The organism is Marinilabilia salmonicolor JCM 21150 (assembly GCF_000259075.1).
GTDB classification, from domain to species: domain Bacteria; phylum Bacteroidota; class Bacteroidia; order Bacteroidales; family Marinilabiliaceae; genus Marinilabilia; species Marinilabilia salmonicolor.
Window position 1 is genome coordinate 1 of record NZ_AJKI01000004.1, and the last position, 24,655, is coordinate 24,655.

17 protein-coding genes are annotated in these 24,655 nt (G+C 39.7%); 11 read left to right on the forward strand and 6 right to left on the reverse strand.

All coding sequences use genetic code 11. The features are described 5' to 3' along the window. Nucleotides 1–268: GIY-YIG nuclease family protein (locus W7W_RS23080; protein WP_010662641.1), on the forward strand; the 268-nt coding region annotated here is incomplete at its 5' end. A gap of 1,065 nt (nt 269–1,333) precedes the next feature. Continuing rightward, nucleotides 1,334–1,849 carry a DoxX family membrane protein gene (locus tag W7W_RS0104500; protein ID WP_199898073.1) on the forward strand — a complete coding sequence of 172 codons (516 nt, stop codon included), beginning with the start codon at nt 1,334–1,336 and terminating at the stop codon, nt 1,847–1,849. A 24-nt stretch (nt 1,850–1,873) separates the two neighbouring features. Here the strand turns inward: W7W_RS0104500 and W7W_RS22785 are convergent, their stop codons facing one another. From W7W_RS22785 to W7W_RS0104520, 4 genes are all read right to left on the reverse strand, one after another. Next, nucleotides 1,874–2,923 carry an OmpA family protein gene (locus tag W7W_RS22785; protein ID WP_025006924.1) on the reverse strand — a complete coding sequence of 350 codons (1,050 nt, stop codon included), beginning with the start codon at nt 2,921–2,923 and terminating at the stop codon, nt 1,874–1,876. A gap of 6 nt (nt 2,924–2,929) precedes the next feature. After that, nucleotides 2,930–3,307: a hypothetical protein gene (locus W7W_RS0104510; protein WP_010662644.1), complete on the reverse strand. Its 378-nt coding sequence runs from the start codon at nt 3,305–3,307 to the stop codon at nt 2,930–2,932. Nucleotides 3,308–3,476: 169 nt separating this feature from the next. Next, nucleotides 3,477–3,635, reverse strand: a complete 159-nt coding sequence (locus tag W7W_RS23090; protein WP_010662645.1) for a YqaE/Pmp3 family membrane protein — start codon at nt 3,633–3,635, stop codon at nt 3,477–3,479. 174 nt (nt 3,636–3,809) lie between these two features. Then, complete coding sequence (locus W7W_RS0104520) at nt 3,810–4,358, reverse strand: RNA polymerase sigma-70 factor (protein WP_010662646.1); 549 nt, start codon at nt 4,356–4,358, stop codon at nt 3,810–3,812. Between the two features lie 331 nt (nt 4,359–4,689). Here W7W_RS0104520 and W7W_RS0104525 point away from each other — a divergent pair, with 331 nt between their 5' ends. From W7W_RS0104525 to W7W_RS0104565, 9 genes are all read left to right on the forward strand, one after another. After that, complete coding sequence (locus W7W_RS0104525; protein ID WP_010662647.1) at nt 4,690–5,682, forward strand: FecR family protein; 993 nt, start codon at nt 4,690–4,692, stop codon at nt 5,680–5,682. 398 nt (nt 5,683–6,080) lie between these two features. Continuing rightward, nucleotides 6,081–9,401, forward strand: a complete 3,321-nt coding sequence (locus tag W7W_RS0104530; protein ID WP_010662648.1) for a SusC/RagA family TonB-linked outer membrane protein — start codon at nt 6,081–6,083, stop codon at nt 9,399–9,401. Between the two features lie 20 nt (nt 9,402–9,421). After that, nucleotides 9,422–11,296 carry a RagB/SusD family nutrient uptake outer membrane protein gene (locus W7W_RS0104535; protein WP_010662649.1) on the forward strand — a complete coding sequence of 625 codons (1,875 nt, stop codon included), beginning with the start codon at nt 9,422–9,424 and terminating at the stop codon, nt 11,294–11,296. Between the two features lie 157 nt (nt 11,297–11,453). Next, nucleotides 11,454–12,836: a BT_3987 domain-containing protein gene (locus W7W_RS0104540; protein ID WP_010662650.1), complete on the forward strand. Its 1,383-nt coding sequence runs from the start codon at nt 11,454–11,456 to the stop codon at nt 12,834–12,836. Nucleotides 12,837–12,934: 98 nt separating this feature from the next. Further along, nucleotides 12,935–15,820: a M60 family metallopeptidase gene (locus W7W_RS22790; RefSeq protein ID WP_010662651.1), complete on the forward strand. Its 2,886-nt coding sequence runs from the start codon at nt 12,935–12,937 to the stop codon at nt 15,818–15,820. Between the two features lie 246 nt (nt 15,821–16,066). Next, nucleotides 16,067–17,389: a DUF3472 domain-containing protein gene (locus W7W_RS0104550; protein ID WP_157202441.1), complete on the forward strand. Its 1,323-nt coding sequence runs from the start codon at nt 16,067–16,069 to the stop codon at nt 17,387–17,389. A gap of 56 nt (nt 17,390–17,445) precedes the next feature. Continuing rightward, nucleotides 17,446–18,843, forward strand: a complete 1,398-nt coding sequence (locus tag W7W_RS0104555; protein ID WP_029510330.1) for a Gfo/Idh/MocA family protein — start codon at nt 17,446–17,448, stop codon at nt 18,841–18,843. A gap of 330 nt (nt 18,844–19,173) precedes the next feature. Further along, nucleotides 19,174–20,499 carry a Gfo/Idh/MocA family protein gene (locus tag W7W_RS0104560; protein ID WP_010662654.1) on the forward strand — a complete coding sequence of 442 codons (1,326 nt, stop codon included), beginning with the start codon at nt 19,174–19,176 and terminating at the stop codon, nt 20,497–20,499. An 89-nt stretch (nt 20,500–20,588) separates the two neighbouring features. After that, entirely contained in the window at nt 20,589–21,677 is a 1,089-nt protein-coding gene (locus W7W_RS0104565; RefSeq protein ID WP_010662655.1) for a phosphotransferase enzyme family protein, read from the forward strand. A 428-nt stretch (nt 21,678–22,105) separates the two neighbouring features. On the opposite strand, the gene W7W_RS0104570 is transcribed toward W7W_RS0104565, so the two are convergent. After that, a complete protein-coding gene (locus W7W_RS0104570) occupies nt 22,106–23,617 on the reverse strand; it encodes a BCCT family transporter (protein WP_010662656.1) in 1,512 nt (503 codons plus the stop codon). Between the two features lie 544 nt (nt 23,618–24,161). Then, nucleotides 24,162–24,581: a hypothetical protein gene (locus W7W_RS21705; RefSeq protein ID WP_010662657.1), complete on the reverse strand. Its 420-nt coding sequence runs from the start codon at nt 24,579–24,581 to the stop codon at nt 24,162–24,164. Nucleotides 24,582–24,655 lie beyond the last annotated feature (74 nt).

The following is a 24,655-nucleotide window of genomic DNA, read 5'->3' on the forward strand; positions in this document are numbered from 1 at the left end:
AACCCTTCTCCTTATGCCACACTACGTTTACATTCTGTACAGCACTTTTCGTGACCGCTATTATATCGGAAGCGCCTCGGATATTGAAGAGCGCTTAAATCGTCACAATGCCGGAGCCACTCCATCAACCAAGTCTGGTCGCCCATGGAAAGTCGTTTACACAGAGGAATATTCAACAAAAAGTGAAGCATTAAAGCGTGAAAACCAAATAAAACGTCAAAAGAGTCGTATCTACATCGAAACGTTAATTGATAGCTCAACTGGTTAGAGCGTCCCGATCTAAATCGGGAAGGTCGGCGGTTCAAGCCCGCCTCTCGCTACGAAGGGTTAGAACTTAACAGTTTTAACCCTTTTTTCATTAAACCCTTCTCCTTATGCCACACTACGTTTACATTCTGTACAGCACTTTTCGTGACCGCTATTATCTTGGTACTACTTCCGATATCACTGGGCGTTTGTTGTGATACAATTCTGGCTCCATGCAATTCACTAAACGTTTTTCTGCTTTCAATCAATTGATGGGTGCAAGTTAAGTTGACTTTTTATCAGATAAAATGAAAAGAACATTCTTGTAATGAGTTGTAATGAAACGAGCCTGGTGCATAGTTCAGAGGGGATGGGGATATTGACTCATGCCTTGAATCTTTCAAACCCGGCAATTGGTTTGACCCCTGCCCCCGGGAGGGGGGGGCACAGTTTGGCATTATGATACAAAAACCCCGGCAGAGGTAACGCCTTTTTCAAAAATTTTGTAAATAAAAAAACTCCAATAAGCTGTAGGTCAATGCATTGGCTAATGATTCTTTTGTCCTTCTTCGTACCTTGTTCGAGTCTTGTTCGGGCTTTGTTCGACTGTTCTTCGACTCTTATAAGGTCGCAAATTAGTCGAAGAAGAGTCGAAGGAGCCCCGAAGCAGCTACGAATCAGCTACGAAGAAGGATCGAAGCTGTATCGAATGAATGTAAGGAGATATAAGCTATTAATATTTGGTTTTTGGGAAAAAGGCTCGATTTTTGGCTGCCGATAAAAGTTGCTTGTGGATGCTGGATATTCTGAGCGGAATTCCAGAATTGATTTTCCAGATCTGATGAGTTTACACAAAAAATGATAGAAAATGGCAAGGCCAGCATCTGGAAATGAATATAGAGTTTTTGTAAAAATATCAGAAGACAAAAGGTACTTATCTCAGCTTTATTTGCTTGCAATCAATTTTTTATTTCTTCCAATCAGGGGAAATTGTTTAGTTTTCTTAATTGGTTTGTTGAACAAGTCATTTATTCCTATTGTTAGATATTACTTTCTAACAGATGAGAGATGTTGATGAAAGTTGTTTGTGTCGTTAGGAATGGTGTTGTTATTAAAAAAAATAGAAACTATGAACCTTAGGGGGGAAACTTTTGAGAAAGCGGATAGAAAAATTACTTTCTGGATGGCTAAGCACGGCCTTGATATTTTGCGAATCAGTATCGGAATAATATTTTTTTGGTTTGGCATATTGAAATTTTTTAGTGGATTAAGTCCAGCGGAAGGAATTGCGGTGCAGACTATTGAAATTCTGACATTTGGGCTGATACCTGAAACTGTTATTCTCTATGGCCTTGGACTATGGGAGGTTGCGATTGGTATTGGTTTGTTGTTTAAGCTATTCATGCGGGAAACATTGTTACTTTTGTTTCTTCAGATGATTGGTACTTTCAGCCCATTATTTTTGTTTCCCTTGGAGGTTTTTCATGTTTTTCCTTATTCTCTTACAATAGAAGGGCAATATATCGTCAAGAACATAGTGATTGTAAGTGCCGCTATCGTATTGGGGGCAACGGTAAGAGGAGGAAGACTTGCCGTGAACTAAAATAAAATATGGTTTTTGAAAAGATTACTCCACAAATATTATCTCCACTCTTCTGTTTTCTGCAGCTTTGGCGGGCTCAGAATCGTCGGGCCATAAGGGATGTTTTTGTCCCATACCCAGGATGAACAGACGATCGGACTGGATGCCTGCATCAATAAGCTTTTGAGCTGCGGCTTCTGCTCTTTTGCGGCTCAAAGTGATGCAATATTCCGGGTCACCTGTCATATCGGTATGCCCCATAATGATGGCTTTGGTTTCGGGTTCTTCCTGCAACACCTGCAAGTATTGTGTGATGTCGTGCGTGTATTTCTCGCGGATGTGGTGTTTGTCGAACCGGAAATTTATCATGTTCTGGGGGCCGGTAAGAGGTACCAGGTTTTCTTTCTGAAGTAGTAGTTCCACATCAGGAGGAAGGGGAGGGAGGTCCTGTTGCGCAATTTTTCTCAGATTGGGCTTTTTTGCAGCATTTTTCGTGGAGTAGTTGATTCCGGTAGCTTTGCCGTCATACTCCAGTATTATGGTTTTCTCCCTTTCATAATTGTTGGAGGTTTCATAATTAATGGTGTAATAATGGAGGTTGGTTTTAAAAATTTCTCTAAGAGCTTCAGATACCGATTCCACATCATTCATTTGATAGTAGTGGGCACCTGTGTAATCGGCCACATATTTCAGTACCTGTTCGTTCACATATCCTCCGAGAGAGACAACGTGTATGGGGAGTGACATTTCGTTTGCCCTGCGGATAATCTCTACAGCCGAGGTGTTTAGATGATTCTTGTAGATGAAGGAAGCATTTTCGTATCCGTCGGTAAAGAGAATAATTTTTTGATCGGGGGTGTTCGTATCCATTGCATTTATGGCTGAGTCGGTGGCGGCATACAATGCCGTGTATCCCGATAACTCTTCCATACCTGTTTGATTGAAATAACTGAGCAGGGAATCCGGATTTGCGCTTGGTGGTGATACAGCGGTAATGGTTTCATCAAATTTTACAAACCGGATAGTGTCCATCGGGTGTTTTTCTTTGATGAGTTTGTGAATCAGTGGCTCCAGATTTGGCATGGAATAATCCATGGAACCCTAATAATCCAGCACCATCATCAGTTGTTGGGGACGATACTCTGTTTCTCCCAATTCGTACTCTTTTACCGAAAAATTTCGAACGGGGTAAGTTTTGTCTTCATATTTTTCAATAACCGTGTGGAATGGATTGTCTTCTTTTATTTGCTTATCGTCAGCCAGTCCTTTAACAAAATTGCCCTGACCATCGATGGTAATAACTTTCAGTTGCTTGCGGTTGATAGTGACATTCCAGGTAAGGGTGACGGTGTCGCCCTGAAATATTTTCCAGTCCGAGAGTTCCATGTTAAGATTTGACCGTTTGGGACCAAATAGTTGGGCATTTGTGCCAATGGAAAACAGCAGAAATGTGAGGATACAGATGTTTTTTAGTTGCATAGCAGCGTGTTTGTTACTGGCCAAAGAAAATCAGTGTGTGTGCATTCAATGTGCATTAATGAGCGATATTTGGGTCCCATGTAGCCTTGGAAATTACAAATAAAAAGGGGGACAGCTGCGAGCAACCATCCCCCTGATGAAAAAGAAAACTAATTGGAAATGCGATTTCTTATTTTTTGAAAATGAGCCATAATGCATGTATCAAACCCGGTAAGAATCCCAGGATGGTTAAAAGAACATTAATCCAAAAATGCTTTGTAATTCCCACATGCAAAGCAGCAGCCACAGGTGGCAAAATGATGGCAAAAATAATTTTGATAATATCCATAATATCAGGATTTTGATGGTTTTAATCAAAGGTAATAAAAAGTATTAAAAATCTTTGCTCCGTTTATTATTGAATCTGTTGAACCGTAGCCGGAAAAGAAATATGCTTTTTTGTGAAAAAAATTATAGTTCACCGTGAGGAAGTCATTAACTAATGATTAATGCGTGAACGATTTTAGTAATTCCAGATAACGATTAAAATAGCCATATAGTCTTTCAGATGTTTTCTCATCGTTAAAAGAGCTCTTGAAATATGGTATTCAACTGATTTGACAGAAATGCCTAATTCTTTTGCAATTTCCTTATATGATTTGAATTCTTCACGGTTCATTACAAAAATTTTTGCTGTTTGTTCAGATAATTCTTCTAATGCCCTGGAATATTGTTGTTTGATATATAGTAACTCTTCCTCAGAGAAATCAGGAGGGGTTTCATTTGAAATAAGCTCTAAGATATCAATTCGCAGTTTATTGGTGTTTTTATTTGACCTTAAAAAATCGATACACTCATTTTTGACAGTCTTATATAGCCATGCTTTACTTGCCTTTTCACTATTGAAATTTTCATGAATGTTCCAATATTTGACAAAGACCTCCTGGACAATATCTTCACACTGGTTAAAGTCTTGAATAAAAGAAAAGGAGAAGTGACATAATTCTGCAAATAGCCATGTGAAAATGTCATCAAAGCTATTGTTTTTATTTTTTTTAATAATATCTCTCATTTTGCTTTTACTCATTTACCGGAAACGAAAGTAAGTAAAATATGGTTTAAGATGTAAAGGAACGTTTAAGAAAAGTTTGTTCTGCCTCACTTGATCTTATGTTGTTTTTTAGTTTGGTGGTGTTTGAAATAATCATTTTAGGTGTTTAAAAATGCCTTTTATCATGTCTGACATAAGGACAAAGATAAAAAATATTTAATGGGAATTCATTGTAAACAGGCACGGAAAATATGGTTTTTAAGGTTTATATGTAAAAAAAAGCAAAAAAAACTCTCTTTTTGTTTAGGGTGGGAGGATGTTTTTTCGTTTAAGAGATATCAAATATAGAAACATGAGCAAGAAAGCTAATTTTAAAAGGTTACTAAGAAAATTCCTTGTCGGTTCCATTGATAATGCTGAATTGGAGGTTCTACATAAAGAATTAAAAGATTCACCTGAGAATTTGGAATCGGCCAGGAAAAGTTATTTTGGAATTATAAAACTGGCCGGATTAGAAAGAAGTGCTGTCTGGTTGGATCAGAACAGAAAAGAAGTTCAACGGAAAATAGTCAGAAGAAGAAGATTTATTCAAGGATTCAAAGTTGCTGCATCATTGTTGGCAATAATTGGTCTTTCCGGAGTGCTCCATTTGAGTGGTATTTTTAATACTACTCCGGAGTGGAAGACTATTACTGCTGCCAATGGTGAAATTAGGGAGTTTTATCTCTCTGACAGTTCACGGATTTATCTTGCTCCTTCCAGTACTTTAAAATTTCCGGTCAAATTCTCTAAGAATTCCAGGGTTGTTCATCTTAATGGTGAAGCGTACTTCGAGGTGAAAAAAGATACTAAAAGAAAATTTATTGTTAAAACTTCATTTTCAGAAGTGAGTGTATTGGGTACATCTTTTAATGTTAGAGCATATCCTAATGAGAGATATGAAGAAACTTTATTGGTTGATGGTATTGTTTCCCTATCACACCTGGACGAAAAGAAAAATAAGGTTCATCAACCATACATCCTCGAACCTTTGGAAAAAGTTAAATACAATAAAGATGATAATACAACCGAACGAAGAATTATTGATTCAAAGGATAAGCCGGTATGGATGAATCATCGGATTGCCTTTTATAATCAGTCACTAAGCTTTGTCACCAAAGAGTTGGAACGATTTCATAATGTCACGATAGTTATTGTAGATGAGGAGGTGGGTGAGATAAAAATTAACGGGGAGTTCAACAATGAATCGCTGGAGGAAATATTGAATTCTTTAAAAATCCTATTGCCTATACGATATTCATACGATATCCAAAATCAGTTAATTCATATTTATTCTTTAAAATAAACATATGACGGCCTGAAATAACTGTGAAAGGGGCTTGGGCTTCCCCACTAATTAGTGTCTGTCCATAAACTAAGCGTTTTTCACGTTTTTGAGATAGAAAGTTCAAATTCAAGGCGTGTGAAAAACCTAAACTGCAGTCCCGAAGTAGCTTTTGTAAGGTTTTTTTAAACAAAAAACCAACAAAAAGCACAATCGGGATGAGGATTTAGATTTTGAGCAACAACTTTATAGACAAACACTAAATAAAAAACGGTGTATGTGCCTGCATACACCGGAAAAAATAAAATCTCCTTTAGGAGACAATTTTTAATTTGCTAATTAACAACAAAGTTATGGAGAAAAATCAATTTAATCCCTTATTTCTAACAAAAAAAAGGCGACTTAAGTCGTCGAAGGTTATGAGATTAATGTTTCTGTTTTTAGTGGCTAACTTATTTGTGGTCAATGCATCACAGGGTTTTTCGCAGCCTGCAAAGTTGACTGTTAATGAAAAAAACGTCACCCTGGAGGACGTGTTTAAAATAATTAAAGACGTTTCCGAGTATAATATCTTATATAAGTCTGGTGATTTGAATGTTGACAAGGTGGTTAATGTTGACGTAAAGGAAGTATCTGTTGAAGAGTTGCTTGCTGTGGTCCTTGCCGGGGAGGATGTAGAGTATATTATTCAAAATAATCAGATTATCATAAAAAAAGCCTTACCGTCAATAAGATCGGATATTCAGGATGATATGTTTACCGTTACAGGAAAGGTGATTGATAAAGAGGGATTACCCATACCCGGAGTCAGTATTTCAGTGAAGGGAACTACCATAGGAACAATTACCAACGGTAACGGTAATTATTCGTTAAACGTGCCGGAGGCAGATGTGGTTCTCGTTTTTTCATTCATTGGCATGCAGAGCCAGGAAATTGAAATTAATGGAAGTTCCGAGATTAATGTAACATTGGAAGAAGATGCTGTTGGTTTGGAAGAGGTCGTAGTTGTGGGGTATGGGGCGCAGAAAAGAGAAAGCGTTGTTGGAGCTATCTCAACCATAGATCCGCAGGGACTGTCTGTTTCCAATGCTTCTGTTTCAACAGCTCTGGTAGGAAATCTTTCAGGTATTGTAGGGGTAACACGTTCAGGTGAGCCCGGAAAAAATAGTGCTGCAGAATTCTATATTCGCGGGATATCCAGTTTTACCGGTAACAATAATCCTTTGGTCCTGGTTGATGGTATTGAGCGTGATTTGGATTTGGTGGATACCGAAGATATCAAGTCTTTCTCAATTCTGAAAGATGCATCAGCTTCAGCTGTTTATGGAGTCAGAGGTGCCAACGGGGTTATTCTTATTACCACCAAACGGGGAACAGAAGGAAAACCTAAAATAGATCTTCGTGCGGAGTCTGGTATTACTTCGCCTACTGTAATGCCTGATCTGGTTAATTCAGCTCAATTTGCTTCAATGTATAATGAGGCAAGTGGTACAAATTATTATTCGGAGGAGGATATTGAGAAGTATCGGAATGGAAGTGATCCTGATCTTTTTCCAAGTGTGGACTGGATAGATGAGTTGTATCGTGATTTTGCCAGTAACCAGCGTGTAAATGTAAATGTTAGCGGAGGAAGTAATATTGCTAAATATTATGTCTCAGGATCTTTTTATAATGAAAGTTCCATTTTTAAGGATGCCGGCGACAGGTATGATTATAATTCATCAATTAATTATAAGCGGTACAACTTCCGGGCTAATATGGATTTTTCATTGACAAAGACCACCAATCTTAATGTCAATCTTTCCAATCTTTATGAACAATCTTTTGGTCCGGGGCAATCTACAGGAAATATATGGGGATATACGTTCGCGACATCTCCGAATGCTTTTCCTAAAGAATATTCTGACGGAACCATTTCTGCTCCCTCAACATCTTCTGGATATAACCCATGGAACCTGCTTGTGCATTCCGGATACAGGGAACAATTCTGGAATTCTGCCCAATCTCTGATTGGATTAAAACAAGATTTAGAAGGTATTACCCCGGGACTTAGTGCAGAAATTAAGTTTTCCTGGGACGCTTATACCTCTTCTCTTCAAGTAAGAAACAAAGAACCAAAACAATTTCATGCGAGTGGAAGAGATGAGGAAGGTAACCTGATTTTTGGTAACCCAATCTATGAAGGAAGTGAAACTCTTGGATATGATAGATCCAGTACAGGTACCCGAACCACATATCTTGAGGGATCACTCAATTACAGCCGCTTGTTTAATGATGTACACCGGATTGGTGGATTGTTTCTTTACAATCATAAGATCCATAATAATACGCATGCAGGTAATCAGGAAACTTCTCTTCCCTATAAACATCAGGGGATTGCAGCTCGCGTAACCTACGGATATAATGACACCTATTTCGCTGAATTTAATATGGGATACAACGGTTCCGAGAACTTTGCCCCCGGACATCGTTTTGGGTTTTTCCCTGCAGGAGCAGCCGGTTGGTTAATCTCTAATGAAAACTGGTTTGCCGGTATTAAAAACACTATAAATAAATTAAAAGTTAAAGCTTCATACGGAAAAGTAGGTAATGATAATATTGGTGCCGATCGACGTTGGATCTATGAACCTACGATAGTTGGTGGTAATAACTGGAATTATGGAGAAACCGGAAATATCGGTGGAGGAAGTATCCGTATTGGTGATGTTGCCAACCCCAATGTCAGCTGGGAAGAAGTCGATAAAACGAATGTCGGTATTGAACTTGGATTATTTAGTATTTTAGATCTTCAGGTAGATTATTTTTATGAGAAGCGCTCGGGTATTTTTATTCGAAGAGACGGTTTGCCAGCAATTGTTGGTGTATCCAATGTTCCTTTTGTCAATATTGGTAAAGCAGAAAATAATGGTATTGATGCTTCTCTGGAGTATCGCCAGGAGGTAGGTGAGGTTATTCTTACAGGAAAAGGAACATTTACTTATACCAATAATAAATTGTTGGATAATGATCAACCCGACTGGGAGTATAAATATCAAAACCAAATCGGGAAAAATATTGGACAACCGTTTGGTCTGGTAGCACTTGGCTTGTTTGAAAGCGAGGAGCAAATTGAAAACAGCCCGAAACAAATGTTTGGACAGTATAGGGTTGGAGATGTTCAATATCAGGATATTAACGGTGATGGTGTCGTGGATTCTTATGACAGAATTGCCATCGGTTATCCCTCCATGCCCAAATTTGTATATGGTATTGGGGGTAATCTTCAATGGAAATCAATAGATGTCAATGTATTCTTCCAGGGGGTTGGGCAAACCTCATTCTTTGTAGGAGGTACAGCAATGCATCCTTTCTCCAGTAACAATCTTGAGAGATCGTCCTTCCATGAGGAGCTTTATTATGAATCATGGAAAACATCCAATACATCTGAAGAAAATGATAATGCCAAATACCCACGTCTAAGTTTAGGTGGAGGTCCCGGTAGTTCCAATAACTCCCAAAACTCTACATTTAATCAGCGGGATGGCAGTTTTATCAGACTCAAAAATGTTGAAATTGGTTATACATTTCCCAAACGGATCCTGGATAAAACCTTTTTGTCTTCAGGGAGAATCTATTTGAAAGGACATAATCTTTATACGTTTAGTTCTTTTGATTTATGGGATCCGGAAAAAGGTGGTGGTGACGGTTCAGGCTATCCGCCAAACCGGGTTATCTCACTAGGGTTTAGTACTAATTTTTAACACCTAAAACAGACTAGAATATGAAACTATTGATAAATAAAACGATAAGTATTTTTTTAGGAGTTTTACTCTTAGGGTTACTTCCTGCATGTGAGGATTTTTTAGATCGTCAGGAAGATGAGGCCATGACTTTTGAAAAGATATGGAAAAACCGTTCCACAGTCAGAGAATATTGGAGAAACACCATGAGTTTTCTTCCTGACGATGCCAATGATTTTAATTTTTCTCCCTGGTTAGGAGCCTCGGATGAAGGGACAGTAACATACAATCGCGATTTCAGGTGGATTAACTTTGGCTCCTGGAATCCAACTTCTGTTCCTTACGAGAGAATGACTCACTATTACAAAGGGATTCGTGAATGTAATGTGTTTTTAGCAAATGTTGATCGCACCAGCGATCCACTTGTTTCAGAGGAGGAGATTCAGGAATGGAAGGTTCAAACCCGCTTTGCAAGAGCTTATTACTACTTTTTGATGATGCGTAATTATGGACCTGTCTTCCTGATAGGAGATGAGGAGCTTGATTTTACTGCCACGACCGAGCAGCTTGAAAGACCTCGTAATACCTGGGACGAATGTGTCAATTACGTTGTTAGCGAAATGGATGATCTGGCCGGAAAATTACCTGAAGAATGGCAGTCAAGCAGTGACTATGGGCTGGCAACCAGGGGCGCAGCTTTGGCGGTTATTTCTCGTCTGAAGTTGTATAGTGCAAGAACCCTTTTTAACGGCAATGAATTGTATTCCGGAATAACAAATCCTGATGGTACAAGACTTTTTCCTGCATTTAATGGAGAAAAATGGGCCGATGCGGCTCATGCTGCTAAAGCTGTGATAGATTTGGGGATCTATGAATTGAACAGAGAAGGTAATGGAAATCCTTATGAAGACTGGATGGGAATAACTAATGAACATTGGAATAGCGAAATAATCTGGTCAACCGGGTACAAGAGTCGTTATTCAATGGGGGTTCATACTGTTCCCACCGGGGTCCCAGGAACTGCTTATGGAGGTGTCGGACCTACTCAGCAACAAGTAGATGCTTATGCTATGCAAAATGGCAGATATCCGATTACGGGTTATGACGAGGATGGTACTCCCATTGTAGATAATACCTCCGGTTATCCTGCAGATGAGTTTGCAAAAGAACAATTTACGAATCCGGCATTCGACGCCGGTTACAATACTGCCTCGGATGACAATGAGAATATGTGGCCTGTGCTTTTTAAAGACCGTGAGCCCCGTTTCTACATGACCGTATTCTGGAGTGACAGCTATTGGAAACATGGGGACAGACATACTCTGATCTCTTTTGCTAAAGGTGGTAACGGTAATAAGAGTCATGATTATCCTAAGTCAGGATATATTATGCACCGGTTCTATGATCATTCCCTGCCATCTCATTCCGGTCAATGGGGAAATATTGTTTTTCCAACTTTCCGACTTGGTGAGATATATCTGAACTTTATTGAAGCGGTTCTTGAATGTAAGAAGAATGGAATTTCAATTCCGGTGGCTTATGAGACAGAAGCTATGAGCCTTTGGGCTGATTTGCGGGATAGAGCAGGAATGTCTTCCATAACAGACGCCTATCCCGGAGCATCAACTGAGCAACTTATAGACCTGATTCGCAAAGAACGTCGTGTGGAACTGGCTTTCGAAAATCACAGGTACTTTGATACACGCACCTGGATGATTGCAGAAGAAACAGATGGAGGACCTATGTATGGTATGAATATCAATGCGGAAGCAGAATCAGGAACTGATACTCCTGATTTGTTTTGGCAGCGAAGTATTTTTGAAACACGTGTGTTTCAACCCAATCATTACTTGTATCCGTTTTCACAGCGTGAAATAGATAGAAATTCTGAACTGATACAAAATTACGGCTGGTAATTATGTTTTCAGATGGAGGATTGAGTGGAAATATTAGTCCCTCTATGGTTCGTTTTTGAGATGAATTGTTTCCTTCATCAAAGAGAAAAATGATGGAAGTTTCAAATGGAAGTTTTTTGAGCTTCCATCAGGCCAATAACCATAAAAAAATATACCAATGAAAAATAAAATAAAGTTGTTCACTCTTTTTCTCGTGGCAGGAGTAGCTTTTAGTGCCTGTGAAGATTACAGAGATCAATTTCTGAATGAATTTGACACGATAAACTACTTTAAAGACAGTGGAGAAGTCTCAATTGTTGCCTATAATGTAGGTGAAGACACTAATTATCAGTTGACTGTAAATAAAGGCGGTTCTGAAATAGAGTCAGAAAGTTCGGTTCAGGTCACTACAATGACTGAACCGGTATTACAAATATATAACGAAGAGAATTATACTGATTATGTTCTTTTGCCCGACAATGCTTATCAATTTGATACGCAGACGGTGACATTGACTGAAGAATATCCATGGCAGGAAATTGAAGTTGTCCTGAAACCGGATGTCATCATAGGACTTGATGAGATATCCGGAACATATGTATTGCCGTTGGAATTGATTAATTCTGAAGATTCTATTAATTCTGAGAAAAGGTATTCTTTTTTGGCACCCAAAATTATGACACCCACTGTATTTTTTCCTGAATCATTGGGAGAGGATGTTATTTTTACAGCAGAGGATGAACAGCAAATTTCATTTATATTTCCGGTTGCAATCCCCGCGGATCTGGATAATAAATGGGACTTGAATTGCTCTTTGGAGATTGATGCAACTCTTGTTGAGCAATATAATCAGACTTATGGTGCGAACTATGCCCTGCTTCCATCGGATGCTTACACGATGGAAAATGTGGCAACCATTCTGTCGGGAGAACAACAGACAGAAGTTGAAGTTGTCATTGACAGAACTTCTTTGCTTTTTGGCAATTATGTTTTGCCGTTGAAACTTGCAGATTGTTCTAAACCTGAATTTGAGGTTGACGAAGAACGGGGTTCTTTTATAGTGCCTGTGTCATACACACCGCCTGTTCCTGCTGAGATTCCTCTTACTGCTGATATGGTTTCATCAAACGCAGACGAGCCCTATGAGGGACCTATTGAAGACTTGGTGGATGGAGATATTCAGACTTTCTTCCATTCGGTATGGAGTATCGATGTGTTCTCTCCCTACGGCCATTATATCGACATTGAACTTGAGGAAGACATAAATATAATGCAGTTTGCATACGTTACGCGGCATAATAATGCCAATGGAGCTCCCAAACATATTATCGTTTACACCAGTAGCGACGGACAAAACTGGAATCAACTGACTGAAATTACCAGGGGACTTCCTCAAGGTGTGGAGGAGACATATACTTCTCTTGTTTATTCCACTGAAGAGAACTTCAGGTACGTTCGAATCTCCGTAATGGAAAGTGCAGGAGGTATGATGAATGAACAGGAAAGTGCATTCTTTTCTTTATCTGAATTGCAATTCTTTGGTGAATTGTTTGTAGAATAAGAGTTCTCAGCTATTCCGGCACAGGAATGTTTTTCTGATTTCCTGTGTCGGATTATTTTTCTCACCCAAAGAACGCCTCTAACTACATACTTACCGATATGTTAAAAATTTCTTGTTATTTTGTTTTTTCCTTTGTTGCATTAATATTGGGATTAAACTCCTGCACAGATGAAAGTCAGGCTGCAGATATTGATGTGTTGGAAATTGATATTGAAAATGCTCAGGTGGCATTTCCGGCTGAATCATCCTCCAGACTGATAAGTGTAACTACTGAAGCGAATGATCTATCATTTGAGAATACCGTGGATTGGTTAAATGTTAGCTATGATAATGTTCGCAAAGCTATTGCTGTTTCTGTTCTGGACAATGTATCGCTGCAATCCAGAACTGCAAGTTTAATTGTTGCCCATAAAAATTTAAAAGATACCATTGAGGTGGTTCAGTTTGGTGTAGAGCCGGAAATCATCCTCAGTAATAAGCAGGTAAATGTCGATTTTAAGGCACAACGCATTGAGGTGCAGTTGCTGTCAAATGTGGATGTGGCATCCGCTCCAAAGGCAGCATGGATAAATACAGCAGACGACCTTAAAAGTGTGAGTCTTGAACCTCTTGAATATTCTTTTTCTTTCGATGTGGATGCACTTGATAGTAAGTCAGATCGCAAAGGATATATTTATTTTGATCATCTTGAAGGTGAAATGCAGGACAGTATTGCTGTAGTTCAATCGCTGGTCACCGACGAAGGCTATAATCCTGTCGGAACCAACTCTTTTGAAAAAGATGAAAAACTAAACATTATTTCCGCTACACTTACTCCATCAGATAAATATCAGCCAGGTGCAAATATTCAAAATTCTATAGATGGAGATTTAAGTTCTATTTATCATTCTCCCTGGGTGGGATTGCAGGATGGCACCAGTATCTCTTTTGAATTTACACTGAATCCTGAAGATGCTGACATAATCAATTACATAGTGCTTCATCCGCGAGTAACCGGGATAAATGGGGTGATAAAAACCGCATCAATATGGGTTTCAACAAAGTCCAATGCTGATTATGTGAAGATGGCTGATATTGAAGCTCCCAGAAATAATAACCCGGTAACCGTGTTCTTTGATTCCCCGGTGATTGAGCCTCAAAGAATTAAGATTGTTGTGACTGATGCTTATTCACAGGATGACAATTATTATGTTTCTCTGGCTGAATTTGAATGTTATGAAAGTAAGTCCATGAGTTCGTTGGAAAATGATCAGGTATTCTTTACCGATGAGACTTTTTCGGAACTGGAACCGGGTTTTTCAATGCAGGACCTTTCAGCGATCTCTAATCCTTTTCTTCAGAATATTGCAGCCTATCTGCTCAGTGAGAGGTATGATGATGAGTATCGGGTTCAAAGATATGAACCTTTTCAGGATGTTTGGGATCTGGCAGAAGAGTTAAAAATCAGCCAATACAGCCAATATGAAAATCCCACAGGTATGTATTTTGAAGAAGGAGAGGAAGCTATTGTTTTTGTGGGAGATCCTATGGGACGTAAAGTGAATTTGAAAGTAAGAGACTTTGGACCCGCGGGGGATGATTATACTTATGCTTTGCGAAAAGGTTTAAATATTCTTTCTATGAAGGGACAGGGAAATGCCTATGTCAGTTACTATACCCCCGACTATCAAACGGCCGAGTCTGTAAAAATCCATATTGCTTCAGGACAGGTCAATGGCTATTTCGATATTTCCCGCCATACCAATGAGGATGGTAAGAAATTGCTGGATAATGCAGTAAGTGAAATAATGGATATTAAAGGTAAAAGAGTTCAGTTGGCTTACAGCGTTAACTCTCTCAGTAATTATAGTTATAGTCAACTACATGATTTGACAATTGTTTATGACAGTATTGTCGGTTCCCAACAAACGATGATGGGGCTGAGAAAATATGACAGATTACCTAAGAATCATATTTTAGGCCGTGTCATATGGGATGGTTATATGCATAAAGACAGCTGGGGAGCTGCTTTTCATGACAATACAATGGAGACTGTGGCCAATCCGCAAAAATTAAAAAACAATAATTGGGGTGTAGCTCATGAATTCGGACATGTTAATCAAACTCATCCTGGCTTTATGTGGGTCGGAACCACGGAAGTAACGAATAATATTTTCTCCTTGTGGAGTCAATTTTGCTTCACCCCCCATAATATGCGTCTTGAGCACGAAGTGGTGGGAGGAGAAATTGGTGGCCGGTTTAATGCTTATTTTCAAAACGCATTCATAAAAAATCAGGAGTGGGGCTTACAAGCCGGCCCTGATGCCACTTATGGGGCAAATGGTGATGGCGTTTGGAGCGGAGACGTGTTTGTGGCTCTTGCGCCCATGTGGCAGCTGCAGCTGTTTTTCCATGTGGCTGGTGAAGGGAACGAATGGCATCGGCCTTATTTTTATGCAGACGTTTTTGAAGCAGTAAGGAATACGGACGAAAGCAGTCTTTCACATGGACAAGTGCAAATGAATTTTGTAAAGAATGTTTGCGATGCCGTTCAATACGATCTCACTGACTTCTTTACCAGTATTGGGATGTTGAAGGAGGTAGATAAAGTTTTTAATGATTATACCAGTGCAAGAAAGGCCATTACCAGTTCAATGATTGATGAAACGATAAATTACATTAGTCGTTATCCAAAACCGGAACTTAATAATGTGTTGAAATATATTTCGGTCAACAGCTATAAAACTTATCAAAACAAGTTGCCTGTTTCGGGTAGTTATAAAACCGGTGTTCAGGTTTTAGAAGACCAACTAAAAATTGAAGGTTCTGATTGGAAAAATGTGATTGTTTATGAAACCTATTCTGAAGAAAGGTTGATTAACATTACGATGGTCGGCACAGGGGATTCCTCAAATTCCTTTACAGTAGTGCCTTATCCGGGAGAAGCAACAAGGGTGGAAGCAGTTGCGTTTGACGGTGCCCGCACTCTTGTTTTTGGAGATTAAATTCCAGCAATTATTATCTGGTTTTTTCAGTGTTTTTCAGAAGGTCTTTTAACCTGCCTTATTTATGAATTATCGGAATAGATTATTAGTGAATAATGCAGGATAGGTTCCGGCTTCATATGATTTTTTAAAAACATGGTTCAACAGCTCCTTTGCATGTGGTTATCCAATGGGAAGACATGTAATATGGTTGGTAGATGGGTTGTATTATTCAGGAAATAATTAAAAATAAAAAAATAGATGGATATGCATAAAAGATATTTGATGCGATTGATAGGGATGAGTATCCTTACATTGTTGGTTTCGTCCAGTCAATGTACAAATGAGAAATCTTTTTCCGGGAATACGGATGTAAACCTGGAAGGAGGCGTTGCCATACCAACAGCCGGCAACAGTTGGTTTATTAATCAGCCATTTAAAAGCCATCAGTATATAACAGACAATGGGATTGAACACTGGGCCGGTCATGGTGATACGATTCGAACTTACTTTCATGCCGGGTCGGCAAATTCATTGTCATTGGGAATACGTGCCAGAGCCAGGGGAGAGGCTTCGTCTGTTGTGGTTGAAGTAGGCGGTCAGGCTACCGAAATAAAGGTGACCAGTGCAGAGCTTACTGATCTTCCTGTTGGGGAATTTAAACTTAACGAGGCTGGTTATCAGGAGGTGGATATTATTTCATCTCCGGAAAACCAAAATGCTGAACTGGATATTAGTCATATTATAGTTGCGGGCGATTTTAAGGAATTAGACTATGTTAAAGATGATTTTTACTGGGGACGTCGTGGCCCGTCAGTCCATCTGAGATACAATATTCCGGAGGAAGCTGCGCCGGTTCGCTATTTCTATAATGAGATTACTGTACCCGAAGGAGAGGATGTTCAAGGTTCCTATTTTATGGCCAACGGATTTGGACAGGGCTATATGGGAATACAGGTAAATTCGGAAGTCGAACGTCGTATCCTGTTTTCCGTATGGAGTCCTTACCATTCCGACAATCCGGATGAGATACCGGAGCATATGCGCATAAAACTTTTGAAAAAAGGAGATGATGTGCATGCCGGGAAATTTGGCAATGAAGGTTCAGGAGGCCAGAGTTATAAAAAATTCATGTGGAAAGCCGGTGTTACATATGGTTTTTTGCTTAAAGGAGAGCCCACAGAAAGCAATTCAACTCAATTCACAGCCTGGTTCTTTGATCCTGAAACAGACCAGTGGTCATTGATTGCCAGCTTTGAAAGGCCTGAGACCAGTACTTATCTTACCGGATTACACTCTTTTCTTGAAAACTTTAGAACAGAAACCGGTTTCCTAAGTCGAAAGGCTTATTATACAAATCAATGGGTGTTTGATACCGGAGAAAAGTGGCATCAACTTACCGGAGCGGTCTTTACTGCTGATGCCACAGCCCGGAAGAAAGCCCGTCTGGATTATGCCGGTGGTGCTGAAGGAGGAAAGTTCTTTATGAAGAATTGTGGTTTCTTTAATTCCGGAGTGGAAATAGATGCAGAATTTTTTCGTGAACCAGTCGGGAAAAGGCCCCGGATAAACTTTGAGGAATTACCATAAATCCAGCAGGTTAGAATAAGTATTTAATGTTTAATTTTTATCATAAAACACAAAGAATGAGAGCGTACAGAATGATCCGTTTATTGGTATTTGCTGTTGTTGTATCTACCGCAGCAGCCTGCCAAATGACAGGTGGAGAACAACAATCCACCACATTTACTCCAAAGGAAGTTTTTACTACACCTGAGCGACCCGCAGGTCAGGCAGATGTACTGGAACTTCGTGCCGAACCTATTGATACCGTTCGCATGGCCATTATTGGGCTGGGAATGCGGGGCTCTGGGGCTGTTTACCGCTACACCAATATTGAAGGCGCTAAAGTGGTGGCTATTGCTGATGTGGTGCCCGAAAAAGTTAAGAGAGCCAACGAGACGCTTGTTAAAAACGGCCGGCCCGCAGCTGATGAATACATTACGGAAGAAGGTTGGAAAGAGATTTGTGAGCGCGATGACATAGATCTGGTTTATGTTACCACTCACTGGAGTCTGCATACTCCAATTGCCGTTTATGCGATGGAGCATGGAAAACACGTTGCTACCGAAGTTCCGGCCGCTCTCACCATTGATGAATGTTGGCAACTTGTGAATACGGCTGAACGCACCCGTCGTCATTGTATGATGCTGGAAAATTGCAACTACGACTTCTTTGAAATGGCGACCCTCAACATGGCTCAGCAGGGGCTTCTTGGTGAAATTGTTCATGCCGAAGGAGCTTATATTCATGACTTGCGCTCCCTTAACTTCAACGAAAACGGCTATTGGAATATGTGGCGTCTGGAACATTTTAAGGAAAGAGATGCCAATCTTTATCCTACACATGGTTTTGGCCCCATCGCACATGCATTGAATCTGCATCGCGGTGACAAGATGAACTATCTGGTATCGGTATCGAGCAATCAGTTTGGGATGACAAAATATGCAAAAGATAAGTTTGGTGAAGATTCGGAATATGCTCAGCAAGAGTACATAAAAGGGGACATGAATACCTCAATTATTAAAACAGCCAAAGGCAAAACCATCATGTTGCAGCACGATGTGACAAGCCCGCGGCCATACAGTCGCATTCACATGCTCAGTGGAACAAAAGGTTTTGTCCTGAAATATCCACAACGTGGCATTGCACTGGACCCTAATGCTCACAGTTTCCTTTCGGACGAGGAAATGGAGGAGATGTTGGCTCAATATGAGCATCCTATTACTAAAGAAGTGGGTGAGAAAGCACGCGAGGTTGGCGGTCACGGTGGCATGGATTTTATTATGGATTACCGGCTGATTTATTGCCTCCGCAACGGCTTACCACTCGATCAGGACGTGTATGATGCTGCTGAATGGTCCAGCATTGTTCATCTTTCCGAAGAATCTGTGAAAAACAACGGAATGCCCGTTCAGGTTCCTGATTTTACCAGAGGCGCGTGGGATAAGCTGGATGAGGTAACTTATTATTCCGTTGATTAGCTAGTATCTGTCCATAAAGTCCCGTTTACTGCGTTACGCCATTAGCGGAACCTTCTGAACAGACACAGCGAACTTGAACAACTTTGCTTAGTTTATAGACAGATACTAAATAAAAAGAACAAGAATACCAATCACTATTTTTGTTATTATCTCGGGCCGGAAAATTTGTATTAAATTTTCCGGCCTGTTTCAAAACAAATTAACTTCTACACATCCCTCAGCCCTAAAAGTAGAACTACAAAACCAGTAAAATAGCCCAACATTTATTTGAAGACTGGTTTTTCGGAAAGTAAAATAGCACAAAGTTGCGGAAAAGCGTATAGACAGAGAATGGCCCACATAAGGATGAATGTTGAGAGAACAGCAGAAAATACAAGACATGTATTGGAGTTGAGGTGTGAACCACTGAAGAAGGTAAGAATTGGCTTTATCGGACTGGGGATGCGGGTCCCCAGAGCTATTCGGCGTTTTTTATTCATTGATGGAGCCGAAATTGGGGCTCTTTGTGATGTGGTGCCTGAGAATCTGGAGAACATCCGGACAATTTTAAAAAACAATAATCAGCCCCCAGTGCCGGAATATTCCGGCGAAGAAGACTGGAGGAAAGTTTGTGAAAGAGATGATCTGGACCTCATATATATATCAACTCATTACAATCTGCATACACCAATAGCAGTTTATGCGATGCAGTGTGGTAAGCATGTTGCGGTAGAAGTGCCGGCTGCCACCACTATCGATGAATCGTGGTTACTGGTGGAAACAGCGGAACAAACCCGCCGACATTGCCTTCAGCTTGAGAATTGCATCTATGGACGATTTGAATTGGCTACATTCAACATGTCTCAGAAAGGATTGCTGGGAGAACTGGTACATGGTGAAGGCGCATATATTCATGATTTGCGCCATTTGCTCTTCGCTACAGAAAATGGCTACTGGAAAATGTGGCGGCTCAACTACCATGAGAAATACAATGGAAATTTATATCCAACCCATGGTTTGGGGCCTGTGTGTCACAGCATGAATATACATCGGGGCGATCGTCTGGATTATATGGTTTCCATGTCGTCGGGCCAATTTGGCCTTACCGATTATGCGCAGAGAAATTTTGGTTCAGACTCTGATTTTGCCAATCGAAAATACGCCAATGGTGACATCAATACCTCCCTTATTCATACAGCTAATGGCAAAACTATTATGCTTCAGCATAATATAGTAAGTCCCAGACCATACAGTCGAATTCATATGCTAAGCGGAACAAGGGGAATGGTACAGCAATGGCCCGAACCCGGAATCACCCTGGATAAAAACGGTTCCGACTTTCTGTCTAAGGAAGCAATGGCTTTATTGCTCAAAGAATATGAACACCCCCTGATAAAGAAGTGGGCCCCCGTGATTGAGAAAAATGCGGAAAACGATGCTATTACCAAAAACAACGGAATGGACTACCTGATGGATCAGAGACTTATTTATTGCCTTCAAAACGGGCTGCCACCCGATACGGATGTCTATGATGCTGCCGAATGGTCGGCCATCATGGAGTTGTCGGCACGTTCAGCCAACAACAGAAGTTCGACCGTGAATATCCCCGATTTTACCCGTGGTGCCTGGCAAATTTTGAATCGGGTTCGTTATTATCAGAATAAGGAGGATCAATGATTAGATTTTTTATATAACAGAAGTGGAGAGGAGTAATAAACAAATCATACTACCCCGCATATTTTTTAATTTTACCAAACAATAATTTTATGACACCAGAACTAATAACCAACCAGTTTTCCATTAATGGTACGGTTGCAACCATCAAGCCATTTGGTAATGGACTTATTAATACTACCTATAAAGTTCGGACAAGCGAGAGTGATGCACCCAACTACCTGTTGCAAATTGTTAATCATCATATTTTCAAGAATGTCTCTGAACTGACTCGTAATATAGAGCGGGTTACCAGTCACATTCGTGGAAAATTGGAAGAGCAGGAAGCCCATGATATTGATCGACGCGTTTTAACCCCTGTTAAGACCAATGATGGCAAGGGGTTTTTCAAAGACGAGGAGGACAATTACTGGCGTATGTTCCTTTTTATTGAAGAGGCTCATTCTTACGACCAACTGGCCAGTGTTAAACAGGCTGAGGCGGGAGGGAGAGCCTTTGGGCAATTTCAAAAGCTGGTTTCCGATTTGCCCGGAGAACCACTTTACCCAGTGATTCCCGGATTTCATGACACCGAGATGCGCATAAAAAATTTTAAAGAACGTGTAAAAGAAAATCCGGTTGGACGATTGGAGGACGTTCAACAAGATGTGGATTTCTTACTTGAACGGTCAGATGAATACAAAAAAATAATACAGATGGGACGAGAAGGGAAGATTCCACAACGGATTGTTCATCAGGATACAAAGTTTAATAATGTGCTGCTGGATGAAAATGATGACGTTCTTTGTGTGATTGACCTGGATACAGTAATGCCCGGTTATGTCTGCTATGACATAGGTGATGCCATTCGTAATGGTGCGAATACCGGTAAAGAGGATGATCCCAATTTGGACAATGTGGGGATTAATATGGAGCTATTTGAAGGCTTTATGAAAGGTTTTCTTCAGGAGACCAACGGTATATTGACCAGAGAAGAAAAAGAAACTCTCGCTTTTGGTGCAAAACTGCTTACTTATGAGCAGGCGGTCCGGTTTATGGATGATTTCCTGGATGGTGATAAATATTACAAAACCGAAAGCGTTGAGCACAATCTTATCAGAGCAAGAGCTCAAATTAAACTGCTCAAGAGTATGGAAGAGAAGTTTGATCGTATGGAGGAAATCGTGAGTCGTTATATATAAGCAATATTGAAGAAAAATGTATTAATTGTTGGGAGTATGACGTAAAGGATCACTGAGTGAGATGCTGCGGCATATAGTGAGTACAATTATTGGTATTTCAACGGACCAATGTATTAAAACTTTTTATGCTGAGTAAATGCACATTAGTCGTTTCATTGGGGTTTTGAATTTTTCGATGACCAAATGGAATTTTGAAAGGTGAATATGATAATCGATATCTAAAAAAACATCAAATAACCGGAGAAGCCGGCTAAAAGCCGGCTCTTTGTCCGTTTTACGTTATTGCTGACACCCCGTAAAATCGGGGTGCTATACTCGTCATCCCGCACCTTCATTGGCGTATTCAATCCAAAGAGGAGGAAATTATGTATGGCTATCCGGAACGGGAACTATAAAAGGATAAAGTATAGTTCCACTTTATCCGTGTTTTAGCTCTTTAACTGCTCATCTTGTTTTAAACTTTTAATTAAAGAATAACTAACAAGCACCAAAATAATTGCAAAGGGAAAGCCTGTTGAAATAGAAGCTGATTGAAGTGCAGTTAAACCACCTCCTACTAATAATGCGATGGCAATAGCTCCTTCCATAAAAGCCCAAAATACTTTTTGTCCCTTTGGGGCATTTAATTTTCCTCCCGCGGTCATCATATCTACAACCAAAGAACCACTGTCAGATGAAGTAATGAAAAAAGTACCTACTAAAAGAATGCATATAAATGCGGTGATCTCATAAAAAGGCAGGGTCTCCAGCATTTTGAAGAGTCCAATAGAACTGTCTTGTGCTACTATGGATGCAATATCCAAGCTGCCATCTAATTGAAGATTTAAAGCGGTTCCCCCCAGAACAGACATCCATAAAAAAGAAAAAACAGAAGGTATTACCAATCCAAATATCCCAATCTCCCTAATGGTTCTACCTTTGGAAATTCTGGCAACAAATGTTCCCACAAATGGGGACCAGGAAATCCACCATACCCAGTAAAACATCGACCAGCCTTTAAACCAATCTCCCGAAGCACCATTATGATTTCGGAATAAGCTTAATTCTGCCAAATCTGAAAGGTAAGTCCCTAAACTTTCCACAAAACCATCTATTAAGCGTACCGTACTCCCTAAGATTAGCACAAATACAAAAACAATTAGTGCTATGATAATATTGGCATTACTCAAATATTTTAATCCTTTATTCAAACCTGAGACTACAGAAATAGTAGCAATTAAAGTTATTCCTATGATGGAACTCACTTGTAAGCCGGTGGCGTTTTCCAAACCAAAATATTCAGATAAGCCGGTACTGAATTGCAATGCTCCAAAGCCTAGTGAGGTCGCTAGTCCAAATAGGGTGGCCAAAACCGCCACAACATCAATTAGATGGCCAGGCCATCCTTTCAGGCGATTGCCAAATAACGGAATCAAAGTCGATTTTAATGATAACGGAGTGTTTTTATTAAAGGTAAAATAGGCAAGCGCAATTCCGAGTAACATGTAAATCCCCCAAACATGAAAACCGTAATGAAAGTAGGTGTTGCGAATGGCTAAGCGAGATTTTTCAATATCAGAGGCTCCTTCAATAATGGGATTATTAAAATGCAGCATAGGCTCTGCCACACTAAAATAAACTAAGCCGATTCCCATGCCCGCTGAAAATAACATCGCTACCCAGGAAAATTTGCTGAAGCTGGGTTTCGCATCCTTCCCTCCAATTCTGATGTTGCCAAATTTGCTAAATGCCAGATATAATACAAATATTAAAAAGTAATTAATACTTAGTGAAATAAACCAGCCAAAATTACTTGACATATAAGCTTGAAAACCTGAAAATCCAGCTTTGGCACTTTCGTTAAATATGATGGTTAAACTGACAAATAAAAAGGTGATTATCGCCGCCGGTATGAACACAGGCTTTGAGATGTCAAAATACTTGTTTTTGAAGTTATTCATCCGTATAAAATTTGTTTATTAAGGTCGGATGGAACTCGTCCCGAGCAATCGGGACTCGTTTCATTACTACTGCTTAAGAAATTTGGAGCTACTTCTAATGATTTTGAGAATTTTTTCTGTATCTGAAACCTTCTTCAGATGGACTACCCTATAATGTGAGTAGTGCCTGAACAGTTTTCTTCCTCAATAGGCACTAAAAATTTGGAATAAGAATTATTGGCAATTGCATTGAAATGGATTTTGTTATGGCGGAACCCCCAATTCACAGCTTTCTACATCGTTTTCTGTAATGTCTTTTACTATGCTGGAGTAAAAATTGGGCCATGCGGCAGTTTGATTCATAAATAAATCTGTCGTAAAAACTAATACTTAAAAATTTGAAGGTTGCGAAATAACCAAATACATTCTGATTTTTATAACAATACTTCGTTAAATTTTTTTAAATAACTAATAAATAATTATTTATACATTAGTAGGTGTTGGCTTTAACTCCCTGTTAATGAATGCTTCGCGTTCTTGCATCTTTCTCTGCGTTTAGGCTTTTTCAACGTTTCCCTGTAAGTTGTTGAGTATTGATATACTTTAGGTTGGCATCATCTCTGAACCTGCTAATCAGATGCATCTCTGATTGAATAATCTGGTCAGCAAAAGTTCTTTTAGAAAACCAGGCATCGGCAACCAAATATTTAGAAATGGAGGTTAGGGTATCTTTCCTATCGGAAATAATTTTGCCATACCAACCTGACAGCGATTGTTCTTTGGAGTTAAGGGATTGTATAGCTTCAAGATGAAAAGCTGTGTGGTTGTCAATATCAATAGCTGCCAAGCCACCAATTCCTCGAATGGACATAAACAGGATAAGTGTTTCAATAACAAACACTTTCCTCCATTGATTTATATTTGGCAGGTTTTCTAACATGCTGTAAAATAACTCTTTGTAAGCTTTCTTATCCCTGATAGTCATAACTTTTTCATAGATTGGGGAATCTATTAAGTCGCTGATTATCGGGGCGCTAATCAAGTGTTTCAATCACTTAT